22 protein-coding genes and 1 tRNA gene are annotated in these 22,530 nt (G+C 33.2%); 12 read left to right on the top strand and 11 right to left on the bottom strand.

What is annotated here, in order from left to right; genetic code table 11:
• On the top strand, positions 1-790 hold a 790-nt coding region (locus JM658_RS12635), incomplete at its 5' end, for an OmpA family protein (protein WP_236959636.1).
• A gap of 249 nt (positions 791-1,039) precedes the next feature.
• On the opposite strand, the gene JM658_RS12630 is transcribed toward JM658_RS12635, so the two are convergent.
• Entirely contained in the window at positions 1,040-1,756 is a 717-nt protein-coding gene (locus JM658_RS12630) for a DUF4197 domain-containing protein (RefSeq protein ID WP_236959635.1), read from the bottom strand.
• Positions 1,757-1,812: 56 nt separating this feature from the next.
• Positions 1,813-2,310, bottom strand: a complete 498-nt coding sequence (locus tag JM658_RS12625; protein ID WP_236959634.1) for a metallophosphoesterase family protein — start codon at positions 2,308-2,310, stop codon at positions 1,813-1,815.
• A gap of 165 nt (positions 2,311-2,475) precedes the next feature.
• Here JM658_RS12625 and truA point away from each other — a divergent pair, with 165 nt between their 5' ends.
• Entirely contained in the window at positions 2,476-3,222 is a 747-nt protein-coding gene (gene truA, locus JM658_RS12620; protein ID WP_236959633.1) for a tRNA pseudouridine(38-40) synthase TruA, read from the top strand.
• Positions 3,222-4,991 carry an ABC transporter ATP-binding protein gene (locus JM658_RS12615; protein ID WP_236959632.1) on the top strand — a complete coding sequence of 590 codons (1,770 nt, stop codon included), beginning with the start codon at positions 3,222-3,224 and terminating at the stop codon, positions 4,989-4,991. The genes truA and JM658_RS12615 overlap by 1 nt, the downstream gene beginning before the upstream one ends.
• Positions 4,992-5,074: 83 nt before the next feature.
• Here the strand turns inward: JM658_RS12615 and cdaA are convergent, their stop codons facing one another.
• Positions 5,075-5,857 carry a diadenylate cyclase CdaA gene (cdaA, locus tag JM658_RS12610; protein ID WP_236959631.1) on the bottom strand — a complete coding sequence of 261 codons (783 nt, stop codon included), beginning with the start codon at positions 5,855-5,857 and terminating at the stop codon, positions 5,075-5,077.
• A gap of 61 nt (positions 5,858-5,918) precedes the next feature.
• Positions 5,919-6,758, bottom strand: coding sequence for a dihydropteroate synthase (folP, locus tag JM658_RS12605; protein ID WP_236959630.1), 840 nt, complete (start codon positions 6,756-6,758; stop codon positions 5,919-5,921).
• A 124-nt stretch (positions 6,759-6,882) separates the two neighbouring features.
• Between folP and JM658_RS12600 the strand changes: the two genes are divergently transcribed.
• The 5 genes from JM658_RS12600 to JM658_RS12580 all read left to right on the top strand — a co-directional run bounded on the left by JM658_RS12600 (position 6,883) and on the right by JM658_RS12580 (position 10,612).
• Positions 6,883-7,431, top strand: coding sequence for a DUF1599 domain-containing protein (locus tag JM658_RS12600; protein ID WP_236959629.1), 549 nt, complete (start codon positions 6,883-6,885; stop codon positions 7,429-7,431).
• A 16-nt stretch (positions 7,432-7,447) separates the two neighbouring features.
• The gene (locus tag JM658_RS12595; RefSeq protein ID WP_236959628.1) at positions 7,448-8,542 is read left to right on the top strand and encodes a BT_3928 family protein; all 1,095 of its coding nucleotides are present in this window, start codon (positions 7,448-7,450) and stop codon (positions 8,540-8,542) included.
• A 100-nt stretch (positions 8,543-8,642) separates the two neighbouring features.
• Positions 8,643-9,392: a triose-phosphate isomerase gene (gene tpiA / locus JM658_RS12590; protein ID WP_236959627.1), complete on the top strand. Its 750-nt coding sequence runs from the start codon at positions 8,643-8,645 to the stop codon at positions 9,390-9,392.
• A gap of 95 nt (positions 9,393-9,487) precedes the next feature.
• A complete protein-coding gene (gene prmA, locus JM658_RS12585) occupies positions 9,488-10,321 on the top strand; it encodes a 50S ribosomal protein L11 methyltransferase (RefSeq protein ID WP_236959626.1) in 834 nt (277 codons plus the stop codon).
• A 15-nt stretch (positions 10,322-10,336) separates the two neighbouring features.
• The gene (locus tag JM658_RS12580; RefSeq protein WP_236959625.1) at positions 10,337-10,612 is read left to right on the top strand and encodes an ATP-dependent Clp protease adaptor ClpS; all 276 of its coding nucleotides are present in this window, start codon (positions 10,337-10,339) and stop codon (positions 10,610-10,612) included.
• A gap of 4 nt (positions 10,613-10,616) precedes the next feature.
• On the opposite strand, the gene JM658_RS12575 is transcribed toward JM658_RS12580, so the two are convergent.
• The 6 genes from JM658_RS12575 to JM658_RS12550 form a co-directional block, all read right to left on the bottom strand.
• On the bottom strand, positions 10,617-10,817 hold the full coding sequence (locus tag JM658_RS12575; RefSeq protein ID WP_236959624.1) for a YgaP family membrane protein: 201 nt from the start codon (positions 10,815-10,817) through the stop codon (positions 10,617-10,619).
• Positions 10,818-10,988: 171 nt separating this feature from the next.
• Complete coding sequence (locus JM658_RS12570; protein WP_236959623.1) at positions 10,989-12,389, bottom strand: MBL fold metallo-hydrolase; 1,401 nt, start codon at positions 12,387-12,389, stop codon at positions 10,989-10,991.
• 114 nt (positions 12,390-12,503) lie between these two features.
• Positions 12,504-13,295 carry a sulfite exporter TauE/SafE family protein gene (locus JM658_RS12565; protein ID WP_236959622.1) on the bottom strand — a complete coding sequence of 264 codons (792 nt, stop codon included), beginning with the start codon at positions 13,293-13,295 and terminating at the stop codon, positions 12,504-12,506.
• A 4-nt stretch (positions 13,296-13,299) separates the two neighbouring features.
• Positions 13,300-13,713 carry a DUF6691 family protein gene (locus JM658_RS12560; RefSeq protein ID WP_236959621.1) on the bottom strand — a complete coding sequence of 138 codons (414 nt, stop codon included), beginning with the start codon at positions 13,711-13,713 and terminating at the stop codon, positions 13,300-13,302.
• 9 nt (positions 13,714-13,722) lie between these two features.
• Positions 13,723-14,280 carry a YeeE/YedE family protein gene (locus JM658_RS12555; protein WP_236959620.1) on the bottom strand — a complete coding sequence of 186 codons (558 nt, stop codon included), beginning with the start codon at positions 14,278-14,280 and terminating at the stop codon, positions 13,723-13,725.
• Positions 14,281-14,350: 70 nt separating this feature from the next.
• Complete coding sequence (locus JM658_RS12550) at positions 14,351-14,983, bottom strand: Crp/Fnr family transcriptional regulator (protein ID WP_236959619.1); 633 nt, start codon at positions 14,981-14,983, stop codon at positions 14,351-14,353.
• Positions 14,984-15,086: 103 nt separating this feature from the next.
• On the opposite strand from JM658_RS12550, the gene JM658_RS12545 reads away from it, so the two are divergent.
• Positions 15,087-15,160 (top strand) — tRNA-Arg (locus JM658_RS12545).
• Between the two features lie 50 nt (positions 15,161-15,210).
• On the opposite strand, the gene JM658_RS12540 is transcribed toward JM658_RS12545, so the two are convergent.
• Positions 15,211-16,809: a sulfatase family protein gene (locus tag JM658_RS12540; protein WP_236959618.1), complete on the bottom strand. Its 1,599-nt coding sequence runs from the start codon at positions 16,807-16,809 to the stop codon at positions 15,211-15,213.
• 188 nt (positions 16,810-16,997) lie between these two features.
• Between JM658_RS12540 and JM658_RS12535 the strand changes: the two genes are divergently transcribed.
• The 3 genes from JM658_RS12535 to JM658_RS12525 all read left to right on the top strand — a co-directional run bounded on the left by JM658_RS12535 (position 16,998) and on the right by JM658_RS12525 (position 22,530).
• A complete protein-coding gene (locus JM658_RS12535; protein WP_236959617.1) occupies positions 16,998-18,032 on the top strand; it encodes a LacI family DNA-binding transcriptional regulator in 1,035 nt (344 codons plus the stop codon).
• A gap of 317 nt (positions 18,033-18,349) precedes the next feature.
• The gene (locus tag JM658_RS12530) at positions 18,350-21,256 is read left to right on the top strand and encodes a PEP/pyruvate-binding domain-containing protein (RefSeq protein WP_236959616.1); all 2,907 of its coding nucleotides are present in this window, start codon (positions 18,350-18,352) and stop codon (positions 21,254-21,256) included.
• Positions 21,257-21,258: 2 nt separating this feature from the next.
• On the top strand, positions 21,259-22,530 hold the full coding sequence (locus JM658_RS12525; protein WP_236959615.1) for a serine hydrolase: 1,272 nt from the start codon (positions 21,259-21,261) through the stop codon (positions 22,528-22,530).

The raw sequence follows: 22,530 nt of genomic DNA, 5'->3' as shown, positions 1-22,530 counted from the left end.
TCCAATTGGAGATCGTTATGATGCTGTGGAGAATTTAGGAAAACGAGTAAATAGCAATCGAGATGACTTTGGATTTATAGCCAAGAATGGAATCGGTTTTGTATCGTCTAATAGAAACGGTGGTGTTGGAGATGATGATATCTATGGATTCGATTTTGAGAAATGTACAAAAACAATTGAAGGGATTGTATATGATGAAAGGACAAAAGAGCCACTTCCTGGAGCGACGGTACGATTGATAGATGCAAATGGAGAGCAGTATGCTGCATTTACCAGCAGTGCAGATGGAAGCTATACTTTTGAAGATGTGGACTGTATTCCAAGTATTGTTATCACAGGAGAAAAGCTCGATTACCGTCCAGCTAAATTAGAAGTAGCGCTAGCCAATCCGCTTACAAAACAAGATATTTACTTAACAAATCTAATTGTAGACGATCAAATTGTATTAAAACCTATTTATTTTGATTTTGATAAATCGGATATTCGTTCTGATGCAGCCTTTGAATTAGAGAATATTGTAACGGTAATGAACAATCATCCAGAGATGGTGATTGCTATAGAATCGCATACCGATTCAAGAGGAAACGATGAATATAACCGACAACTATCTGATAGAAGAGCAAAGTCAACAAGAGATCACTTATACTCACGAGGAATTGCTAAAGATCGTATCCAGAGTGCAATAGGATATGGAGAGTCACAACTTTTAAATGGTTGTAGCAATGGAGTACGTTGTTCTAAAGAAGAGCATCAATTAAACAGAAGATCAGTGTTTAGAATTGTAAAGTGATATAAATTGTACTTTTAATTTCGTCTTTAAATGAAATAAAGGAAGACCTTAATGTTAATGACAAAAGCCTGTGAAGTATTAACTCACAGGCTTTTGTTGTATATGAATTACTTTTTTAAATATTATGTAGCTGGAATCTCCACGCATTTCCTGCTAGCCCCGATTGAGCCATATACCATGTATTGGTAAAAGCGGGCAATTGCATTAGAAGAATTGCAAATACTGGATGGCTACTGCTATAAATAGTTGTTAATTATTTAAAATAGAGTTTAAAACCGTAGAAGGATTTTCTCGAGCATCATTCTCAACATCCTCAACAATATTAAATAGGCCATCTACTAACTGGTTTGTAATAGCATCATTCAATTGGGCTGAACCGCTATCTGTACTTCCAGTACCTAATACTGCTCCGAAAATTCCATTTAAGGAGCTATTGCTTCCACCAAGCGCATTGTTTAATAAGCTGTTTACACCTAAGCTTTCAGTTTTCTGATTTACAACAGGAGAAATTGCAGTAGTTAAATCTGTATACGTTTTATCCTTTAAATATTTTGTTGCAGCTCCTTTTCCGCCAGAAACAATGGCAATTGCATCTTGTGCAGTCATTTCATTGATGGCCTTAGTAACAATAGGTTTTGCTGTTGTAATAGAGGCCTCTGCAATATCACTGATTAAGGCTTGTTCCTTTTTTACTACGCTAGATAAACCTAAAGACTCTAATTTGTTATTAATGTCTTTTAATTTTTGAGGCATTGCTGCATCAATAAGTGCATTAGTCATAAACTCATTGGAGTCGCCAAAAACGTCAAAAGCATCCTGTGTACCGCTATTCAATACAGACTTGGTTGTATTTAAAACTACATTACTGTTTTGAGTTGTAGCGCCATTAGTATTTAATGTATCACAACTATTTGCAGTCATTAATATGCATGCAAGCATTGTAACGCTAATTATTCTTTTTATCATAGTTTCTTTTTTTATATGGTGTAAAAATATGTTCAATTTCGGAAATATTCTACTTTTTATACCCTCTTTTCCAACTCTATAATTTCTAAATCTTTAATTTGTTCGCCGTCAATTACAAACCGAAGCATGGTTCTTACTTTATGAAAACCGTGCTTTCCTGCTGCCCCTGGATTCATATGAAGTAAATTGAGTTTCTTGTCCCACATTACTTTTAGGATATGTGAATGTCCGCTTATAAAAAGCTTTGGTGGGTTTGCTTTTATATCTTCACGAATTTTACGATCATATTTATTTGGATACCCACCAATATGTGTGATCCATACATCTACTTTCTCGCATAGAAACCTGTTGTTTTCAGGGAATTCTAAACGTACTTGATCGTTGTCAATATTCCCAAAAACACTTCTTAGAGGTTTTAATTTTTTTATGGTATCTGTTACTATCGGATCTCCAATATCTCCGGCATGCCATACTTCGTCAGCCTTTTTTACATATTTTAAAATCTGATCGTCTATAAAACTATGGGTGTCTGATAGCAAAAGAATTTTTCGCATAGGATAATAAAATTGAAATTTTGAGAATTATGAAATAACAATCCTCTTTGGTTTTATGTGTGAGGCTACTATTCAATTTAGGAAATGCCTTTACTGAATACTCCTATATTAATACTCATATCAAAATAGTATCTTTGTAGCTTGTTGCAAAAATAGCATTTTGAATTGAGATATTTTTTAGAGCTTTCATATAATGGGCGTCACTATCATGGTTGGCAAAACCAACCTAATGCAATTTCAGTACAAGAAGTATTGGAAAACGCACTTTCTATACTTTTAAGAAAAGAGATAAGTATTATGGGTGCCGGTCGTACAGATTCTGGAGTGCATGCTAAACAAATGTATGCACATTTTGATACGGAAGAGGAGATAAATAGGGTGGAGCTGATTTATAAATTGAATAGTTTTTTACCTACTGATATTTCTATAAAAGATATTTTTTTAGTTAAAGATGATGCACATACGCGTTTTGATGCTGTGGCTCGGAGTTATGAATATTGGATAGTGCAGGAGAAAAATCCTTTTTTAACTGACTATGCATATTATTTTAAAACAGTTCTTGATATTGGTGCAATGAATGAAGCAGCAGCAGAATTATTAAATCATAAAGATTTTCAATGTTTTTCCAAGTCCAACACCGACGTAAAAACATATCTTTGTGATCTTAAAAAAGCGGTTTGGGTTCAAGAAAAAGAAACGTTAGTTTTTCATATTACGGCCGACAGATTTTTAAGAAATATGGTTCGTGCAATTGTAGGAACTTTATTAGATGTAGGTATAGGTAAATCTAACTTGCATGATGTTAAGCAAATTATAGAAAGTAAAAGTAGGAGTAAAGCTGGAGCATCTGTTCCTGCACATGGACTTTATTTAACCGAAGTTACCTACCCAGATACAATACAAAGAAATTAATGAGTAAAGATAAAGCAGGAAATACATTCGATTTAGACTTATTTAAACGTCTTCTTCGGTACACGAAACCCTACAGAATAACATTTATAGGAGTTGCATTGGCAGCAATATCACTTTCTGTATTTTCTTCGTTGCGTCCTATATTATTAAAATATACTGTAGACGATTATATCTTGACAAAAGACAAACACGGACTTCTAATGTTTGTTGTTTATATGGCTGCGGTATTATTTTTAGAGGTTGTTAGTCAGTTATCATTTATATATTATGCCAATTGGCTCGGACAATCTGTAATAGAAGATATTCGAGTGAAATTATTTAAGCATATGTTAAGCTTTAGAATGAAGTATTTTGATAGTTCTTCTGTTGGAATATTGGTAACTAGAGCTGTTAGTGATATCGAAAGAATCGCCGCTATTTTTAGCGATGGACTCTTTATGATTGTGAGCGATTTACTTAAAATGTTTGTTGTTGCTGGAGTAATGATATATTTCGATTGGCAATTATCACTTATTGTATTTGCTGTACTCCCTTTAATGTTATATGCTACAAGGTTATTTCAGAAAGCAATGAAAAAGGCTTTTATTGAAGTCCGTAAAGAGGTTTCTAATCTTAATTCTTTTGTTCAAGAGCGACTTACAGGAATGAAAATCGTTCAGCTTTTTGTGAGAGAAAAAGAAGAATACGATCAGTTTAAAGTAATTAATGAGAAACATAAAAAAGCATGGATTAACACCGTGTGGTACAACTCAATTTTTATTGCTGTAGTAGAATTGATGTCTGCAATAACAACAGGATTAATTGTATGGTATGGTGGCTTGCGAGCTGTAATGGATGGTGCTAGTGACCTTGGTAATATCTTTATGTTTATCATGCTTTCTACTATGATTTTTAGACCATTACGACAGATTGCAGATAAATTTAATACTCTGCAAATGGGGATGGTTGCTGCAAATCGTGTGTTTGATATATTGGATACAGAAAGTAAAATTGAAAATAAAGGAACGCTTACTGCAAATGATCTAAAAGGAGATCTTTCTTTTAAGGATGTACGATTTGGTTATATTAAAGACGAAGAGGTTTTACATGGAATCTCTTTTGATGTAAAACAAGGAGAAACTATCGCTATTGTAGGAGCAACTGGTGCTGGGAAATCTACAATTATCAATCTATTGAATCGTTTTTATGAAATAAATTCAGGAGAGATATTAGTAGATGGTGTTAATATTAATGACTTTACAATCCAATCACTGCGTTCTCAGATTGCTGTTGTATTACAGGATGTATTCTTATTTGCCGATACAATCCTAAATAATATTACGCTAAATGATCCATCAATTAAAGAAGAGGATGTAATACGCGCTGCAAAAGATATTGGGATTCATAAATTCATAAAAAGCCTTCCTGGTGGGTATCATTATAATGTAAAAGAAAGAGGAAGCATGCTTTCTAGTGGCCAGCGTCAGTTAATAGCTTTTTTAAGAGCCTATGTAAGCAATCCGAGTATCTTAGTATTAGATGAAGCGACTTCTTCTGTGGATGCGCATTCAGAATTATTAATTCAGAAGGCTACAGATAAAATAACAAAAGGGAGAACTTCAATAGTAATCGCTCACAGATTGGCAACAATTAAAAAGGCAAATAAAATCCTAGTAATGGAAGCAGGAAAAATTGTAGAATCTGGAACACATGAAGAACTTCTTAAAAGAGAAGATGGATATTACCGTAATTTATATGAAGTTCAGTTTTTAGCTGAAGAGACACTCTAGTTAAAAAAAATACATTAGATAAATGTTATCAAGCAAGTTGTATTATTTTATAATTGAAGCTTGACTATTGTATGAGTTATAGCCTAAGTTAGGTCTTCTATGATGATCTTTTTAAGGTCATTAACTTCATCATATAAAACAAATTCTCCATTTTTAATGTAAGAAATCTGACCATTTTCTTCACTAACAACAATAACTACAGCATCTGTTTTTTCACTTACTCCAATTGCAGCACGGTGTCTTAATCCAAATCGTAAAGGGATGTTTCTCTCGTTAGAAACAGGTAAAATAGCACGAGTGGCTACAATGCGGTTTCCTTCAATAATAGCAGCGCCATCATGAAGTGTACTGTTTTTATAAAAAATACTTTCTAAAATAGGTTGGTTAATTTCAATATTCATTTGGTCTCCAGTCCCTTTAATAAAGTCCAAAGAGTTATTACGCTCTATAACAATAAGAGCTCCCGTAAGTTTAGCACTCATTTTTTCACAGGCAGAAATTATAGCATCTACATTGGTATCGATTCCCATTCCGTCGTGTTTCATAAAATTGAGATGCTTCATAATCCCCTTTTTACTGAAATTTGTAGAACCTACCATAAGTAGAAATTTACGTATTTCCTGTTGGAAAACGACTATAAGAGCAAAAAAACCAGCACCAATAAATTTACCAAAAATGTTGCTCAGAATACGCATATTTAGTGCCTCTGTAAGTAAGTAGATAACATAAATGATAACGATACCAATAAAAATATTGATGGCAACGGTGCCCTTTACTAGTTTGTATAAATAGTAGAAAAGAAATGCAACTAGAAAAATATCAATGATATCTACTATTTTCAATTCTATAAAGTCAAATATTTCCAAGACACTAAGGTTTTATGTAAAAATATAAAATTAGGGGATTAAAATACCAATTTTAGAATGATTATATATGAGGTGTGTTTTTTGTAACCATTTCATGTATTTTAATACATTCCATAGCCTCTTTTACATCATGAACTCTTAAAATATTAGCTCCCTTACTCAAGGCAATTGTGTTTAAACTTGTTGTACCGTTTAAGGCTTGCTCAGCATCAATGCCTAGAAGTTTATAGATCATAGACTTTCTACTAATTCCAACAAGTACAGGGAGACTTAAAATATGAAGCAAGTCGAGTTTCCCCATAAGCTCATAATTCTGATCTAAATTCTTAGCAAATCCAAAGCCTGGATCAATGATTATGTCGTTTATTTTATGTGCATTAGCTTCTGCAATTCTCTCTGAAAAATAATATAATAGCTCACGGATAAAATTACGATAGATTGTTTTCTTTTGCATCGTTTCAGGATTACCTTTCATATGCATCAAAATATAAGGAACGCCTAATTTTCCAACTGTAGGAATCATATTTTTATCAAGAGTTCCTCCAGAAATATCATTAACCATACAAGCGCCAGCTTCAATATTTGCTTTAGCAACCTCCGCTCTAAAGGTATCTATAGAAATAAGAGTGTCCGGAAAGTGCTTAAGAATAAGAGTAGTAATAGGTGCGCTGCGTTCAAGTTCTTCAGTTACAGTAACCTCTTTGGCACCTGGACGAGAACTATAGGCTCCTAAATCTATAAAAGTAGCTCCCTCTTTTAACATGGTTTCTACACGATTTAGAATTAGGCTGTCTTTGGTATATTTTCCACCGTCAAAAAAAGAATCTGGAGTGGTGTTTAATATGCCCATTACTTTTGGACTAGTGAGATCGATGAGGTTTCCTTTGCAATTTATAGTCATTAAATTATATTATTTAAATTCGAGGTAAAAAGGCTTTCAAAAGCAACAAAATACAAAGTTTAAAGGGGTAATTTTGAACAATTGAAATTTTTAAGCGAAATTTACACAAAATAGTATCAAACTTATGCAAAATACATCAAAACAATACGACGAAGTGATAGCTATTTGTCGTGAATTGTTTGGGAAGAAAATGAAGGATTATGGGAGTGCATGGCGTATTCTTCGGCTTCCATCACTTACCGATCAGATATTTATAAAAGCGCAGCGTATTCGTTCTCTACAAGAAAATAGTGAGAGAAAGGTAGATGAAGATGAGGTTTCTGAATTTATTGGTATTATAAATTATAGTACCATGGCACTTATTCAGTTAAAAAAAGGCGTGGTAGAGCAACCTGACTTAAATCTTGAAGAAGCTTTAGAATTATATGATTTTAATATTGAGGAAACGAAAAACTTAATGTTGAATAAAAATCATGATTATGGAGAAGCATGGCGAGAAATGCGCGTGAGCTCTTTAACAGATTTAATCCTTCAGAAGTTACTTCGAGTAAAACAAATTGAAGATAATAAGGGAGAAACATTAGTGAGTGAAGGAATCGATGCAAATTATCAGGATATGATAAACTATGCTGTTTTTGCAATGATTCATTTAAAGGAAGAAGGGAAATATTAAAATTATAAAATTTAGAATGGGTAAAATATTAGTGTCAATTGCAAGGATTATTGTTGGTTTTTTGTTTGTTATAAGTGGACTTATAAAACTTAACGATCCTGTAGGTTTTTCATTTAAACTAGAAGAATACTTTAGTCCAAGTGTGTTAAATCTAGAGTTTCTTGCTCCATACGCATTAGCAATTGCAATTGTTTTAGTGGTTTTTGAGACCGTTTTAGGAGTGATGCTCTTAGTAGGATTTAAGCGTAAATTCACTGTGTGGAGTTTATTACTGATGATTCTATTCTTTACATTTTTAACCTTCTATTCTGCCTATTTTAATAAAGTAACCGATTGCGGATGCTTTGGAGATGCTATAAAACTTACACCTTGGGAGTCTTTCTCTAAAGATGTTGTTTTATTACTATTGATTTTAATATTGTTCTTCAAAAGAAAATATATTAATAAATTTAGCTTTGCTGAAATAGCAACTTTCTTATCCTTAGTGCTTTGTGTAGGGTATGTGTATTATGTATATAACCACTTGCCAGTTGTAGATTTCCGTCCTTATAAAATAGGAGCTAATATTATGGATGGGATGGAAGTCCCTGAAGGTGCACCGGAAGCAGTTTATCAATACGATTGGAAATTTACTGTAGATGGGCAAGAAAAGATAATAAGTACCAATGGAGATTATCCTACGGTAGATGGAGATTTTGTTGGTGTTGAAACTACAATGGTTCAGGAAGGATACGAGCCTCCAATCCACGATTTCACGATGGAATTAGACGGTACAGATTATACGGAGGAGATAATGAATTGGGATCGCGTTTTAATTGTGATTTCCAGAACGATTGAAGAAGCAAATACAGATGGATTAGTAGCTGTAGCGGAGGTTGCAGAAGAGGCAAAGAAGAAAGGATATAAAGTTATTGGCTTATCTGCTTCTAATAAAGAGCAGTTGGCTCTTTTTAAAGCAGAATATGATTTAGATCTAGACTTTTACTTCTGCGATTTAACCACAGTAAAAACGATTGTTCGTTCTAACCCTGCTTTATTAGAACTTAAGAAAGGAACAATCACACAGAAGCTTCATTTTAAAGATGCTCACGATTTTGAGTTTGATAACTAACAATAAAAATTTAATTGTAAGAAGATGTTAAGAAGTCGTTTAAATAACTCTTAATTGATATTTTTGCAGTGTAATAAAAATTCAACCAAATAATAAAAAAATGAGAAAGAAAATAGTTGCCGGAAACTGGAAAATGAATAATGACCTTGCTCAAACGCAAGCTTTGATTGGCGATTTAAAAAAGAGTCTACCAGCTACAGACGCAGAAGTAAAAATAGCACCAACTTTTACTAATTTATTTCCAGCTTACGAAGCGCTAAAAGATAACGTAATCGAGGTAGTTGCACAGAATATGCATCAAGAAGAGAGCGGTGCTTTTACTGGAGAGATCTCCGCTTCTATGCTTAAAAGTGTTGGAATTAAAACTGTTATTTTAGGACATTCTGAGCGTCGTGCTTATTTTGGTGAAGATGATGCATTATTAGCTAAAAAAGTAGACACAGCGATTAAGCATGAGATGGATATTATTTTTTGCTTCGGAGAGGAACTGGAAGACAGAAAATCTGATAACCACTTTAAATTAGTAGAAAGTCAGTTGAAAAATGGATTGTTCCATTTAGATGCTGCGGATTGGAAGCATATTGTTTTGGCTTACGAGCCTGTATGGGCAATTGGAACTGGTGAAACTGCTAGTCCTGAGCAAGCTCAAGAAATGCATGAGTTTATAAGAAAAACAATAGCAGATAAGTACAATCAAGATTTAGCAGATAGCATTTCTATTCTTTACGGAGGAAGTGTGAAGCCTGCAAATGCAGAAGAGATATTCTCTAAGCCAGATGTAGATGGTGGTTTAATTGGAGGGGCTGCATTAAAAGCAGAAGATTTTATTGGAATCGTAAAAGCTATTTAAATATAGCAATATAGATATTTTGAATAAAGTCGAAGTGTTGTATTTAAATACAGTGTTCGACTTTATTCTTTTAATAGATTTTAAAACATAATAGAATGGATCAAATATATCTGGAGTATACTTTTAAAGTATCGCCAACAAAGCAAGGAAATGAAATTCTGATTGCTGAATTAGGTTATGCTGGTTTTGAAAGTTTTGTAGAGGAAGAGGATGGCGTAGTTGCTTATATCCAAAAGGGAGAATGGAATCCAGAGATATTAGCTGATATTCAGATTTTAGAGAGTGAGCTTTTTGAAATCGATTATGAGTTTAAAGAAATCGAACAGCAGAATTGGAATGCTGAATGGGAGAAAAATTTTCATCCTATAGAAGTTGACGGATTGTGTACTGTTAGAGCTCCTTTTCATGAAAAGCCGACTACTAAGTATGATATTATTATAGAGCCTAAAATGAGCTTTGGAACTGGGCATCATGAGACAACACATATGATGATTCAGTTTTTGCTGAAGAACGATTTAAAAGGGAAGAAAGTATTGGATATGGGGTCTGGTACTGGAGTATTAGCAATCCTAGCAGAAAAGGAAGGAGCAACAGATATTGATGCAATAGATATTGATAATTGGTGTTATCTTAATTCTATTGAGAATGTTGAGCGTAATGATTGCCATAAGATTAATGTTTTAGAAGGTGATGCCTCTTTATTGGAGGGAAGATCTTATGATGTGATTATAGCGAACATAAATAGAAATATCCTTTTAGCAGATATTCCAACGTATGTAAATTGTTTAAATGAAGGAGGAACTTTACTGCTTAGTGGTTTCTATAAAGATGATATTCCTCAAATTCAAGAGAGATGTGAGGAATTTTCGTTAAAATTCATTGAAAATCACGAAAAGAACCATTGGGTTGCTGTAAAATTTTTAAATTAGCATAAAATATTGAATATGAGTACAAAAGAAAAAATTTCAGAGGAGTTATTGCTTGAAGAGGAAGTGCTAAAACAGAATGAAATTGTACTTTATAATGATGAGGTTAATACATTTGATTATGTTATAGAAATGCTTGTAGATACATGTGAGCATACTCCAGAACAAGCTGAACAATGTTCAATTATAGTTCATTACAAAGGTAAATGCACGGTAAAAACAGGAGAATATGATGATCTTAAACCTCGCTGTACAAAGTTGCTTCGCGCTGGATTAAATGCAGAAATAATTTAGATAATTACTTCCCGTTAGTATCAATACCCATCAGTTTATAAACTAAACTGAAACGAAATAGACATGTAATAAGGATAGCAATTGCAAAGAGCATAAATATTACGCCTACTAATCCTTTTAAAATTTGAAAGTAAAAAAGTATAGCTATTATAAATGCTGTAACAACGCGTATTAACTTATCTTTTTGTCCAATATTTTTCTTCAAAACAAAACTTTTTTATAAAAATACATAAATCATTATAGCTAGGAAAGTCATAGAATCATAAAATTTGTAAGGCTTATTTTTTAGCTTTATAAAGTATTAAGGATTGCTATAAATGAATAAAGCTCATTACATTTATTATGATGTAATGAGCTTTATTTTTTATAAATTATCTTAAGAATTCGGACAAGAATAATTTGTCTTAGGGATTTCAGTGTTTTTTAGCGCTCCAAAACCACCTTTTATATCTACTAGGTTTTTAAATCCTCTAGCTTTTAGTATCGAAGTTGCAATTGCAGAACGATATCCGCCAGCACAATGAACGTAATACTTTTTATTTTTATCTAATTCGCTCATATGCTCATTGATAAAATCTAGAGGAAAACTTTTACCTTTTTCTAAGTGCTCTGATTCAAATTCTCCAGGCTTACGTACATCAAGAATATTTAAAGTATCATTATATTCTTTTTGAAAAGTTTCCGCAGTAATAGAATCAATAGTATCTACTTCTTTTCCTGCTTTTTTCCATTGCTCCAATCCGCCTTCTAAATATCCTAAAGTGTTGTCATAACCGACTCTAGATAGTCTTGTAACAGCATCTTTAGATTTTCCTTCAGGAACAATTAAAAGAATTGGCTGTTTTAAATCTTTAATAAGTGCACCTACCCATGGAGCAAAAGATCCATTAAGTCCTATAAAAATAGAATTAGGAATATGTTCGTTTAGATATTCATCTTGAGTACGAACATCTAATACTAAAGCTCCTTCCTGATTGGCAATTGCCTCAAATTTTTCTGGAGAAAGTGGAACATCACCTTTTTCTAAAACATCATCAAAAGTTTTATACCCCTCTTTATTCATCATCGCATTTTTAGAAAAATACTGTGGAGGAGGCATAATTCCATCTAGAACTTCTTCAACAAACTCTTCTTTTGTCATATCAGCACGAAGAGCATAGTTTGTTTTTTTCTGATTCCCTAGCGTGTCAACTGTTTCTTTACTTAGGTTTTTTCCGCAGGCAGAACCAGCGCCATGAGCAGGATATACAATGATATCATCAGCTAAAGGCATTATTTTATTACGAAGAGAATCGAATAATAAGCCAGCAAGATCTTCTTTAGTGATGTCTTGTTTAATGGCAAGGTCTGGACGACCAACATCTCCTAAAAATAAGGTGTCACCAGTAAAAATAGCGTGGTTTTCTCCATTTTCATCTATCAATAAATAAGTTGTAGATTCTAATGTATGCCCAGGAGTATGAAGTGCTTTTATAGTGATCTTACCTATTTTAAACTCTTCATTATCTTTAGCTTGATAGCTGTTGTATGTGGTTTTAGCGTTTGGGCCAAAAACAATAGTCGCTCCAGTTTTCTCTGCAAGATCTACATGTCCCGAAACAAAATCAGCATGGAAATGTGTTTCAAAGATGTACTTTATAGTAGCATTTTCTTTTTCAACACGTTTTATATATGGATCGGTTTCTCTCAAAGGGTCAATAATTGCAACTTCTCCTTCAGATTCGATATAATAAGCACCTTGTGCCAAGCATCCAGTATATATTTGTTCTATTTTCATGATTATATTTTTTAGCTGATCGTTTAAAAATTTAAACTTCAGATTAGTATTAATTTTATTACTTCAAAGATACTAAACAACTTTATTCTAAAATGTGATTAATGTTACATTAGCCTAATAGTATAACTCTTTTAAGAGGATGTAGATACTCATAATTAAGATTAAATATCCAAATCCTTTTTTAAGAATCTTATTTGGGATAAAGTTTGATAAACGCCCACCTATTAAAACCCCAACAATAGTAATGGCGCTAAATATTAATAAGAATTCCCAGTCTATCTTTAAGGTTTGCATGTCTCCAGTAAATCCAATTAAGGAGTTAAAGGCTACAATTACTAAGGAAGTTCCTACGGCTTTTTTCATGGGTAAGTTGGCCCATAAAACTAATGCAGGTACGTATAAGAATCCACCGCCGGCACCTATAAATCCTGTGATAATTCCAATTACAAGACCTTGAATAAATGTTTTTGGGTATGGTTGTTTATAATCTAAGCTTCTTAAATCTCTTTTTTGCTTCTTTATCATTGATATAGCAGCTAAAAACATGATCAGCGCAAAAAATGTCATGATAAGCATGTCTTTGGTGAAGATGAAGTTATTCAATGTGAATATTTCATCTGGAATCCAAGGAACCAAAAATCGTCTTGATAGATACACGGCAATAAATGAAGGGAAAGAGAAGGCGAGACCTGTTTTAATATCTACATTCCCATCTTTATATTTCTGAATTGCACCAACAAGAGACGATGAACCTACAACAAATAGAGAGTAGGCGGTTGCAACGACTGGATTATAAGCTAGTAAATAAACAAGTAAGGGTACTGTTAATATGGAACCACCACCACCAAGAAGACCTATTACTAAGCCGATGATTAGTGCTCCAAAATATCCAATAATACTTTCCATAGATTTAGTGAGGGAGTTTGTCTTTTACCATTCCGTAAACGAAGGTTCCTAAAACGGCTGCAATAATAACAATTATCATAGAGAAAACACCTGTTCCTAGCAAAATATACATTGGTCCAGGGCAAGCACCAGCTAAAGCCCATCCAAGTCCAAAAAGAGAGCCTCCAATTAAATAACGAGTGATACTTTTATCCTTATTAGGAATAATAATAGGATTGCCTTCTATACTTCTTATTTTCTTTCTTTTGATGATTTGGATTAGAATAATACCAGTAACAACAGCACTTCCAATAATTCCGTACATATGGAATGATTCAAACCTGAACATTTCAAAAATGCGATACCAAGAAACAGCTTCTGATTTTACGAGAACAATTCCGAAGAAAATACCAGTGACTATAAATTTTAGATATTTCATGTTTCTAGTTTAAAAAATTAATGGAATAATTAAATGAGTCATTATCAATCCGCCAATAAAAAAGCCTATTACAGCGATTAATGAAGGAGTTTGAAGTGTGCTTAAACCAGTTATAGCATGACCAGAAGTACAACCTCCGGCATAGCGAGTTCCAAAACCTACTAAAAAACCTCCGATAACAAGAATTGAAAATCCTTTTAATGTAGATACAGCCTCCCAACCATATATTTCCATTGGAAGTAATGTTTTTCCTATATTTTCAAAGTCGAAAGTCTGAAGTTTTTCTACTGTTTGTGGGTTTAGTAAGATGTTCGTTTCGTTTGAGAGGAAAAAATGAGCTATAAAACCTCCAATAACAGTACCGAGAACAACCATAAGGTTCCATTTTTGGTCTTGCCATTTAAAATTAAAGAATTCACTTTTTTTACCTGCACCAGCAATGGTGCAAAAAGTTCTTAAGTTGGAAGACATCCCGAAAGTTTTTCCGAAGTAAATAAGGGTAAACATAACGAGTGCAATGAGTGGCCCAGATACATACCACGGCCATGGATTTAATATAAAATTCATTTCTTGACGATTATTTATACAAAAGTACAGTACTTCTATAGAAGGCTTTGTAATGAATGTTACTTAACTTCTAAAACTTTAAAACCTCTATTTTATTTCTGTATAATTTTATAACCGATTCGTTTTCTAATTTTTTTAGAAGTCTTGAAACTACAACTCTAGAAGTGTTGAGGTCTTCGGAGATTTCTTGATGGGTGATTGTTAGGATAGTATCACCTTTAATTTTCACCTTGTCAGACAGATATTTTTCTAGGCGTTCGTCCATTTTTAAGAAAGCAAGAGTATCTATAGTTTCTAACATTTCATTAAAACGCACTTGATAACTTTCTAATATAAAATTACGCCAGCTAGCTTGCGTATTAAACCACTCTTGCATTTTATGAGCTGGAACAAATAGAATTTCAGCATCTTTTTCTGCAACAGCTCTAATTTTACTTTTAGCTTTTTTTAAACAGCATGTAAGAGACATGGCACAAGTATCTCCTTCTTCCAAAAAATAGAGGAGGAGTTCTTTTTCACTTTCATCTTCTCGTAATATTTTTACAGTACCACTTATTATTAATGGAACAGCATGTAATTCTTGATCGATATCCATAATAATATCATGCTGGTTATACTTTTTTAAAGTACCAAACTCTATCAGTTCCTTGATTATGATATCATTAAATAAGTATCCGAATTTCTGCTCAATGAGATTTTTCATGTTTCAAAAATAAGCTTTTATAAAATTTTCAAATAGTTTGATTTGTTTCAAAAAAAATATTATATTTGCACCCGCGTTTAGAAACATCTGAATGTATGTTAAAGGCCTCGTGGCGCAACTGAATAGCGCATCTGATTACGGCTCAGAAGGTTCCAGGTTTGAATCCTGGCGAGGTCACAAAAAAAGCTCTGTATTTTACAGAGCTTTTTTATTTTCAGAAGACATTTCTATTTTGCTGTTAAGCCTTGTTCTTCAAGTATAGGTTTCATTATAGGTTCGTTCTCATCAGTATCTTTATATTCTTCTCTGAGCTTAATTAATTCTTTTTTCATCTCTTCAATTATAGATGTATATTCTTTGTCATTAATAGCATTATGAAGTTCTTTAGGGTCTTTTTTAAGATCATAAAATTCCCATTCTGGAGTTGTACTTTCTTCAGAGGTTCCAGACTTCTTTAGTCCTTGTCCGTAAAAGAAAGCAAGTTTATAGCTGCTATTTCTGATTCCGAAATGTGATGGCCTGTCTGGAGTATGTAACCAATACCTGTAGTACATCTCTTTTCTCCAGTCTTTTGGAGTTTTCCCTTTTAGGTTGTTTCTAAAACTTGTTCCTTGGATAAATTCGGGTTTTTCAATTCCTGCATAATCAGCAATTAGCGCAGAGAAATCGATGTTTAAAATAATATCATCTATACGTTTTCCGCCTTCGAGTTCTTTAGGATATCTAATTACAAAAGGCATCTGAAGAGACTCTTCATATATAAGGCGTTTGTCAAAAAAGCCGTGTTCTCCCAAGAAATAACCTTGATCTGCCGTGTAAATTACAACTGTATTTTCTGCTAGTCCTTCTGCTTCAAGATAATCTAATAATTTCCCAATATTATCATCGATAGCAGCACCACTTCTCATATAGTCTTTTACAAATTTCTGATATATTTTCTTTCGAGTTTCCACGCTATCTAATCCCTCTAAAGGGTAAGGAAGTCCAGGATAAGAAGTCCAAAAATTTTCAGGATCTACAGTCGCTTGATGCCATCTGTTTCCTAATTTTTCCAGCTTTTGTCCTAAGAAAGTTCTTCCTCCGTTGCCTTTTCCGAAGTCAAGTAAAGAAGCTGGTTCAGGAATTTCTTGATCTGTGTATAAGTTATTAAATCTTTCAGGATAGTCAAAAGGCTCATGAGTGGCTTTAAAGCTACAAAACATAAAGAATGGTTTCTCAGGGTCTCGTTCTTTTAAATGATTTATAGTGAGGTCTGTAATAACATCAGTAGAGAAACCTTTATATTTTTTTCCTTTAGAACCATCAGCTCCATCCGTCCAAGTCTCTTTGGTTTTTAAAACTGGATCCCAATATTTTCCTTGCCCAGGAAGGACATTAAAATAATCAAATCCTTCTGGCTGTTTGTCTAAATGCCATTTACCAATAATAGCTGTTTGGTATCCGTTATTTGCTAGTTCTCTAGCGATATTAGGATGCCCTTTAGGTAGAGGTTCTCTGAGTGTATAAACTTGATTTATTTGACTATATTGACCTGTGAGAATACTTGCGCGGCTAGGGGAGCAAATAGAATTGGTACAGAAGGCATTATTCAAAACAACACCTTCATCAGCGAGGCGTTTAATATTATCATTTTTCACGTAATCTTCTAAGATACCACCGTAGATTCCCCATGCTTGAGAAGTGTGATCGTCTGAAAGGATAAATAAAATATTGGGTTTTTTTTGTTCTGAGTCTGTAGTATTGCTGTTTTTTTTGGAGTTGTTACAAGCGGCTGAAATGACTACTATTACTAAGCAATATAAAATTATTGAAAATTTTTTTATCATGAAAAAAAGTATTTTGATTGGTTAGGGTATTCAATATTAAAAGTTTTTATTTTACGAACAAAGGATTTCAAAAATTAAATATATTACGAATTATTTCTGATTGAGTATGCGGGCTCTATTAATATGAATAAAATTTATATATTAGTGTTCTTGACTTGTTAATGTTTTTTAAATAATTATAATTAAAAATGAGAAAAAAAAGAGTGTCTATTAAGGATATAGCGGCTCATCTCAATATATCTGTTACTACAGTTTCTTTTGTGCTAAATGGCAAAGCTGAAGAAAAACATATTTCCAAAGAGTTGACAAAAAAGGTGCTAGAATATGCAAGGAAAGTTAACTATTCACCTAATCAAATAGCGCAAAGTTTACGTACTGGAAAATCAAAAATTTTGGTTTTTATGGTGGAAGATATTTCCAACCCATTTTTTGCTTTATTAGCGAGACTTGTGGAAGATATTGCATATCAGAAAGGATATAAAGTACTTTTTTGTAGTAATGATAATGATGATGGGAAGTCTATAGAATTGATAAACCTTTTTAGAGATAGGCAAGTGGATGGTTTTATAATAGTTCCTTCTCCTGAACTAGAAGGCACTATTAAGAGCTTACTTTCTGATAATATTCCTGTAGTTATTTTAGATAGGTATTTCTCTTCTTTGGAAGCTAATTATGTACTAACTAATAATAAAGAAGCAACGGAGGTTGCTGTAAATCATTTTATAGAAAACGGATTTAAAAATATAGCATACATTACTATTGATGCTATCCAATCTCAAATGGAAGATAGGTTATTAGGTTATGTAAGTGTTGCAAAACAGCAAGGGATTCCAAACTTATCATTAGAAATTCCTTTTGAGGAGACTACAAAGGGAAATAGTGAAGTTTATATCAGAAAGTTTATGAAGCAGCACCCTTCTATTGATGCTTTTCTATTTGCAACTAATTATTTAACGCTGGCGGGACTTAAAGTGATTAAGAAAGATTATCCTGGCTTAATTGAAAAGGTTGGAATTATAACTTTTGATGATAATGAGCTTTTCGAAACATATAGTCCCTCAATTACAGCTATATCTCAACCTATGCAGGAAATGGCAAATAATGCAATGACTCTTATTCTGAGCTTAATAAATAAAAAAAATACTTTTAATGATTTTGAAAGGATTACGCTAAAATCATCATTAATAGTTAGGGAATCCTCCGTGCGTAGAAACTCTAGATAAGAGTCTATTAGTACTTTCTTAAACATGAGTAAAAAAGCTATGATAAGTCATATTAATTATTTTATAAAGTAGCTTTTAATTTACTATTGTTATAGGATAATTAGAAGTCAGTATCCATATTATGCTTATTAACTTTTCTGATTTTAAAATGTTAAATTCCCATGATCCTTTATTTTATACAGGGCTATACTGTATTGTGTAGCATTGTGATACGTGTTTTTAAATTTTATGATTTTGTTAAGAAGTTTTGATGTGTAGATTCTGATTACAACCATAATTTATCTAAATTCGTTGTTTATCAATCATTTAAATTTTTCATGAGATACTTTCTTTTAATTACTTTGATTATAGTCTATGTAATCCCTTCTTTTTCTCAAGAAGTCAACTCTTTTGATGTAGACAATGACCAAGTTCGAGAATACATACAGAAGTACAAAAAAGATATCCGAGGACCTTATCGAGATTTGCGTTGGTTTTGTGATGATGGTACTTTTAATATGCCAAAGGAGCCTTGTGGAGATGATGTTGGTGGTGTACAACGAGCTCGTTATAAGGAGGAAGTGATTGCACTTGGAGAAACAAGTCATGTTTATTTAGGTCAAATTCTTTCCACTACAAACTTTGATAAATTTTGGGATCAAGAGAACTACCATTCTAGAATGAAACAATACCAATTAGAAAAATATCTGAAGTCTATTGATGATGGTTGGATTAATAGAAGGGCTCAATATTACAGAGGCGCTTTACAAGTTGAGGATGAAGAAGCTTGGGGAAAAGACTTTTTTATATGGTTGCTGAAGGATGAAGAGGTTCTTGAAAAACACTTTTATATGGTACGTCAGGCTATTAAAGATATTCCTCATGCTGGTGATGATAATGTAGCTCAATTGATGAGAAGTCAATCTAAAGTGATTGCAGAAGAATATGAACCTTTCATGGATTTAAGAATTAAAATTCATGGACAGCCACAACGAACGGATATTGCAAAAGTGGAAGCTTTTAAAAATGATAACGATACAAAATTAACTCCTTCATTAAAAAAAGAATTTAATGAACTCATAAAAACTATGAATAAGTATTTTGCACCGGTAAAAATAAGTGCATTGAGCTCTTATTTGGAAACGGTTACAAATGCTGAAATAAAAACTACCGTTACTAATTTTATTGAAGCAAATGAAGATGGTACTGCGGAAGAAAATATAGAGGGAGCATCTGATTTAATGTGGTACATAAGAAATGAGATTACTAATGAAGATTCTGCAATAGGACGTTTAGCTTTAATGGACTTATCTCTTAAGTTAGAAAATATAATCATTAAGAAACTTGACGATTACTCTAATGAAAACTTAGATTCTTTAATAGATAAAATATGTTATTTATCTACTGCTGCTGCAGCTTCTGGATATACAGAAATTTGGGAATGGGAGCAAATAGCAGGAAGTATTCACAAAACTCAAAATGATTCATTGACATTACAAGAACTAGATGATTTTCTAGTAGCAGCTAGAAAGCAGTTAGAGTGGGGAACAAGTATTAATAAAGCTGTTTATGATGATGTAGTTGGGGTGTATCAAAATTTTGAACCCTTGGTGCATGGTTTCTTAGACGATAAAATAAGAGGTTCTGTTGCGCTTCCTCTTGGAAATGCTATTGGAAAACTCGGAACATTTATTTCGAACGAATCTTCTTTAAATAATCGTGTGTTTAGCTTGTCTAATCAGAGTCATATTCATGGTATAAATCCTGGATATGCTTTTGGGAAACTTGTTGTTGTAGATGGTAATGCGGAAGGTTTGGATGTAGATGCTAAGAATATATATGTTTTTGAGCGTCCTCCGTCAGATTTAAAACCGGTAGCAGGTCTTTTAACTGTTTCTGAAGGGAATTTAGTTTCTCATTTACAATTATTGGCAAGGAATTTAGGGATACCAAATGCTGCTATTTCTAATGACAATTTTTTAGCGTTAAAAGAACATAATGGTGAAAATATATTTTATGCAGTTTCTAATAAAGGAACAGTAATTATTAAACCAGAAGTCGAAATGACGCCAGAAGAACACAAGCTTTTTAGTGCTGGTGCTGTTAGAAATGTTGATATGGTAACTGTACCTTTAGATAAGATAAATTTAGAACAAACCTCTATTTTAAACCTTCGTGATGTTAATTCTGCATCTTCAGGAATTTACTGTGGACCAAAAGCTGCTAATTTAGGTCAGTTGAAACAGAATTTCCCTGATGAAGTTGTTGAAGGTTTTGTGATTCCATTTGGAATATTCTTTGAACATATGAAGCAAACGATTCCTGGGGATGAGGTTTCTTATTGGGAATATCTGACTAGTGTTTTTGCGAAGGCTGATAAAATGAAAGAAAACGGTGCTTCTTCTGATGAGATAGAGAAATTTGAATTGGCAGAATTAGCGAAACTCAGAGCGCTTATTTTAGAGATGCCATTACTTCCTACTTTTGTAGAGGATTTAGAGGATTCATTTAGTAATATTTTAAACGGTGAGATTGGAGACGTGCCTGTGTTCTTACGTAGTGATACCAATATGGAGGATTTAAAGAATTTTACTGGTGCTGGGCTTAATTTGACTTTGTTTAATGTGGCTCCAAAAGATGAAATAATTCAAGGTATTAAAACTGTTTGGGCATCACCTTATACAGAACGTAGTTTTAAATGGCGTCAAAAAATATTAAATAACCCAGAGAATGTCTACCCGTCTATCGTTGCAATTCCTGGAGTTAATAATGATTATTCTGGAGTAATGATTACAAAAGGAGTCACTTCCAATCGTAATGATGAAATTACAGTAGCTTTTAGTAGAGGTGTTGGAGGAGCTGTAGATGGTCAAGCTGCAGAAGCATGGAGTATTAGGAATAATGGTACTTATAGGTTGATATCACCAGCTAGAGAGCCTTCTTATAAAGCACTACCTAAAACTGGAGGAACGGTTACTAAACTGAGTACATTTGAGAAGCCTATCCTAAATAGAAAAAATATGAGTCAGCTTCAAGATTTTAGTAAAGAGCTTATTCAAACTATGACGGCCAAAGGAATGGAAGGTCCATATGATGTAGAACTAGGTTTTGAGAATGATAAATTATGGCTGTTTCAAGTCCGTCCGTACGTAGAAAATAAAAATGCAAAGAGTTCCACATATTTGGAATCGATTACTCCAAAAGTAGATACCAGTAAATCAATACCACTTAACATAAAGCTTTAACAATGAAAAAGACAATTATATTTTCTCTAATAATTATATGTTTTAGTTTTAATAGTTACTATCCTATAGATGGTTACGAATTAACGGGAATTAGACGTTTAGCATATTTAGAGCGTGTTAAAAGTGGAGATGTGAAAAACTTAAAGCTTCCAGAAGGGGCATTAAGGCCTTTAGACTCTATAAAATTGAGACTTGCCAATCCGTTGATGAATGATTTTGATAGTTTGCCACCTGTAGATCCAGTTTTACAGGATGAGGTAGATGGATTGTTTAGAGGACTTAATAAAAATTATTCATTGACAATTTTGGATATGAGTGATAATAAGCCAGTACGTTTTGCTAAGCATAGAGAATCAGTAGGGTATCAACCAGGAAGTGTTGGTAAATTAGTGGTGTTGGCATCATTTTTTACACAGTTAGCTAAGATTTATCCAGATGACTTTGAAGCAAGGAGAGCATTGCTTAAAACTAAAATGATAAAAGCGGGACCATGGGCTTTAAGCGATCATCATACAGTTCCTTTTTATGATTTAGAGACGGAAAAATATACTAAAAGAACTGTAAGAGCATCAGATGTGTTTTCTCTTTATGAATGGTTAGATAATATGGTTTCTGTTAGTAATAATGGAGCTGCAAGTGTAGTATGGAGAGAAGCTTTTTTGATGTGTATCTTCGGAAAAGATTATCCAGCGCTTACATATGAAGAAGGAGAAGAATATTTTAAAAGTGTTCCTCGTTCAGATTTATCAGAAATGGCTATTAATATGGTTAACAATCCATTAAGAGAGCTTGGTATTTCGGAGGACGAATGGCGTCTTGGTAAGTTTTTTACTACTGGGGCTGGTAATTATATTCCTGGGATGGGAGGGAGTATAGGTACTCCTATCGGTTTAATAAAATTTGTTATTGCTTTAGAAAAAGGAGAAATTGTAGATAAAGAGTCGAGTCTAGAGATGAAAAGAATCTTATATCTTACAGATAGAAGGATTCGTTATGCTGCATCTACTCGATTAGATAAAGCAGCTGTTTTTTTTAAATCTGGAAGCTTTTATAGCTGTAGGGGGCAAGAGGAGTCTGAGGATGGCTGTGGGAAATATGCAGGGACGGTATTTAATTATATGAACTCTGTAGCAATTGTAGAACATCCAGATGGTACAAGATATGCTGTGTGTCTTATGTCTAATGTTTTGGGTAAAAACTCCGCTTGGGATCACCTTACATTGGCAACGAGAATCGATAGGTTAATGCATACAGAAGATAAAGAAACAGAGTAA

Source organism: Joostella atrarenae (assembly GCF_021764745.1).
Lineage (GTDB): Bacteria > Bacteroidota > Bacteroidia > Flavobacteriales > Flavobacteriaceae > Galbibacter > Galbibacter atrarenae.
This window is presented reverse-complemented; position numbering and strand designations above follow the sequence as displayed.

Coding starts and splice junctions, on each gene's coding strand:
- JM658_RS12630 (WP_236959635.1), bottom strand. CDS start 1,756: ATGATAAAAAGAATAATTAGCGTTACAATGCTTGCATGCATATTAATG.
- JM658_RS12625 (WP_236959634.1), bottom strand. CDS start 2,310: ATGCGAAAAATTCTTTTGCTATCAGACACCCATAGTTTTATAGACGAT.
- JM658_RS12615 (WP_236959632.1), top strand. CDS start 3,222: ATGAGTAAAGATAAAGCAGGAAATACATTCGATTTAGACTTATTTAAA.
- folP (WP_236959630.1), bottom strand. CDS start 6,758: ATGACTATAAATTGCAAAGGAAACCTCATCGATCTCACTAGTCCAAAA.
- JM658_RS12600 (WP_236959629.1), top strand. CDS start 6,883: ATGCAAAATACATCAAAACAATACGACGAAGTGATAGCTATTTGTCGT.
- JM658_RS12595 (WP_236959628.1), top strand. CDS start 7,448: ATGGGTAAAATATTAGTGTCAATTGCAAGGATTATTGTTGGTTTTTTG.
- tpiA (WP_236959627.1), top strand. CDS start 8,643: ATGAGAAAGAAAATAGTTGCCGGAAACTGGAAAATGAATAATGACCTT.
- prmA (WP_236959626.1), top strand. CDS start 9,488: ATGGATCAAATATATCTGGAGTATACTTTTAAAGTATCGCCAACAAAG.
- JM658_RS12580 (WP_236959625.1), top strand. CDS start 10,337: ATGAGTACAAAAGAAAAAATTTCAGAGGAGTTATTGCTTGAAGAGGAA.
- JM658_RS12570 (WP_236959623.1), bottom strand. CDS start 12,389: ATGAAAATAGAACAAATATATACTGGATGCTTGGCACAAGGTGCTTAT.
- JM658_RS12565 (WP_236959622.1), bottom strand. CDS start 13,295: ATGGAAAGTATTATTGGATATTTTGGAGCACTAATCATCGGCTTAGTA.
- JM658_RS12560 (WP_236959621.1), bottom strand. CDS start 13,713: ATGAAATATCTAAAATTTATAGTCACTGGTATTTTCTTCGGAATTGTT.
- JM658_RS12555 (WP_236959620.1), bottom strand. CDS start 14,280: ATGAATTTTATATTAAATCCATGGCCGTGGTATGTATCTGGGCCACTC.
- JM658_RS12550 (WP_236959619.1), bottom strand. CDS start 14,983: ATGAAAAATCTCATTGAGCAGAAATTCGGATACTTATTTAATGATATC.
- JM658_RS12540 (WP_236959618.1), bottom strand. CDS start 16,809: ATGATAAAAAAATTTTCAATAATTTTATATTGCTTAGTAATAGTAGTC.
- JM658_RS12535 (WP_236959617.1), top strand. CDS start 16,998: ATGAGAAAAAAAAGAGTGTCTATTAAGGATATAGCGGCTCATCTCAAT.
- JM658_RS12530 (WP_236959616.1), top strand. CDS start 18,350: ATGAGATACTTTCTTTTAATTACTTTGATTATAGTCTATGTAATCCCT.
- JM658_RS12525 (WP_236959615.1), top strand. CDS start 21,259: ATGAAAAAGACAATTATATTTTCTCTAATAATTATATGTTTTAGTTTT.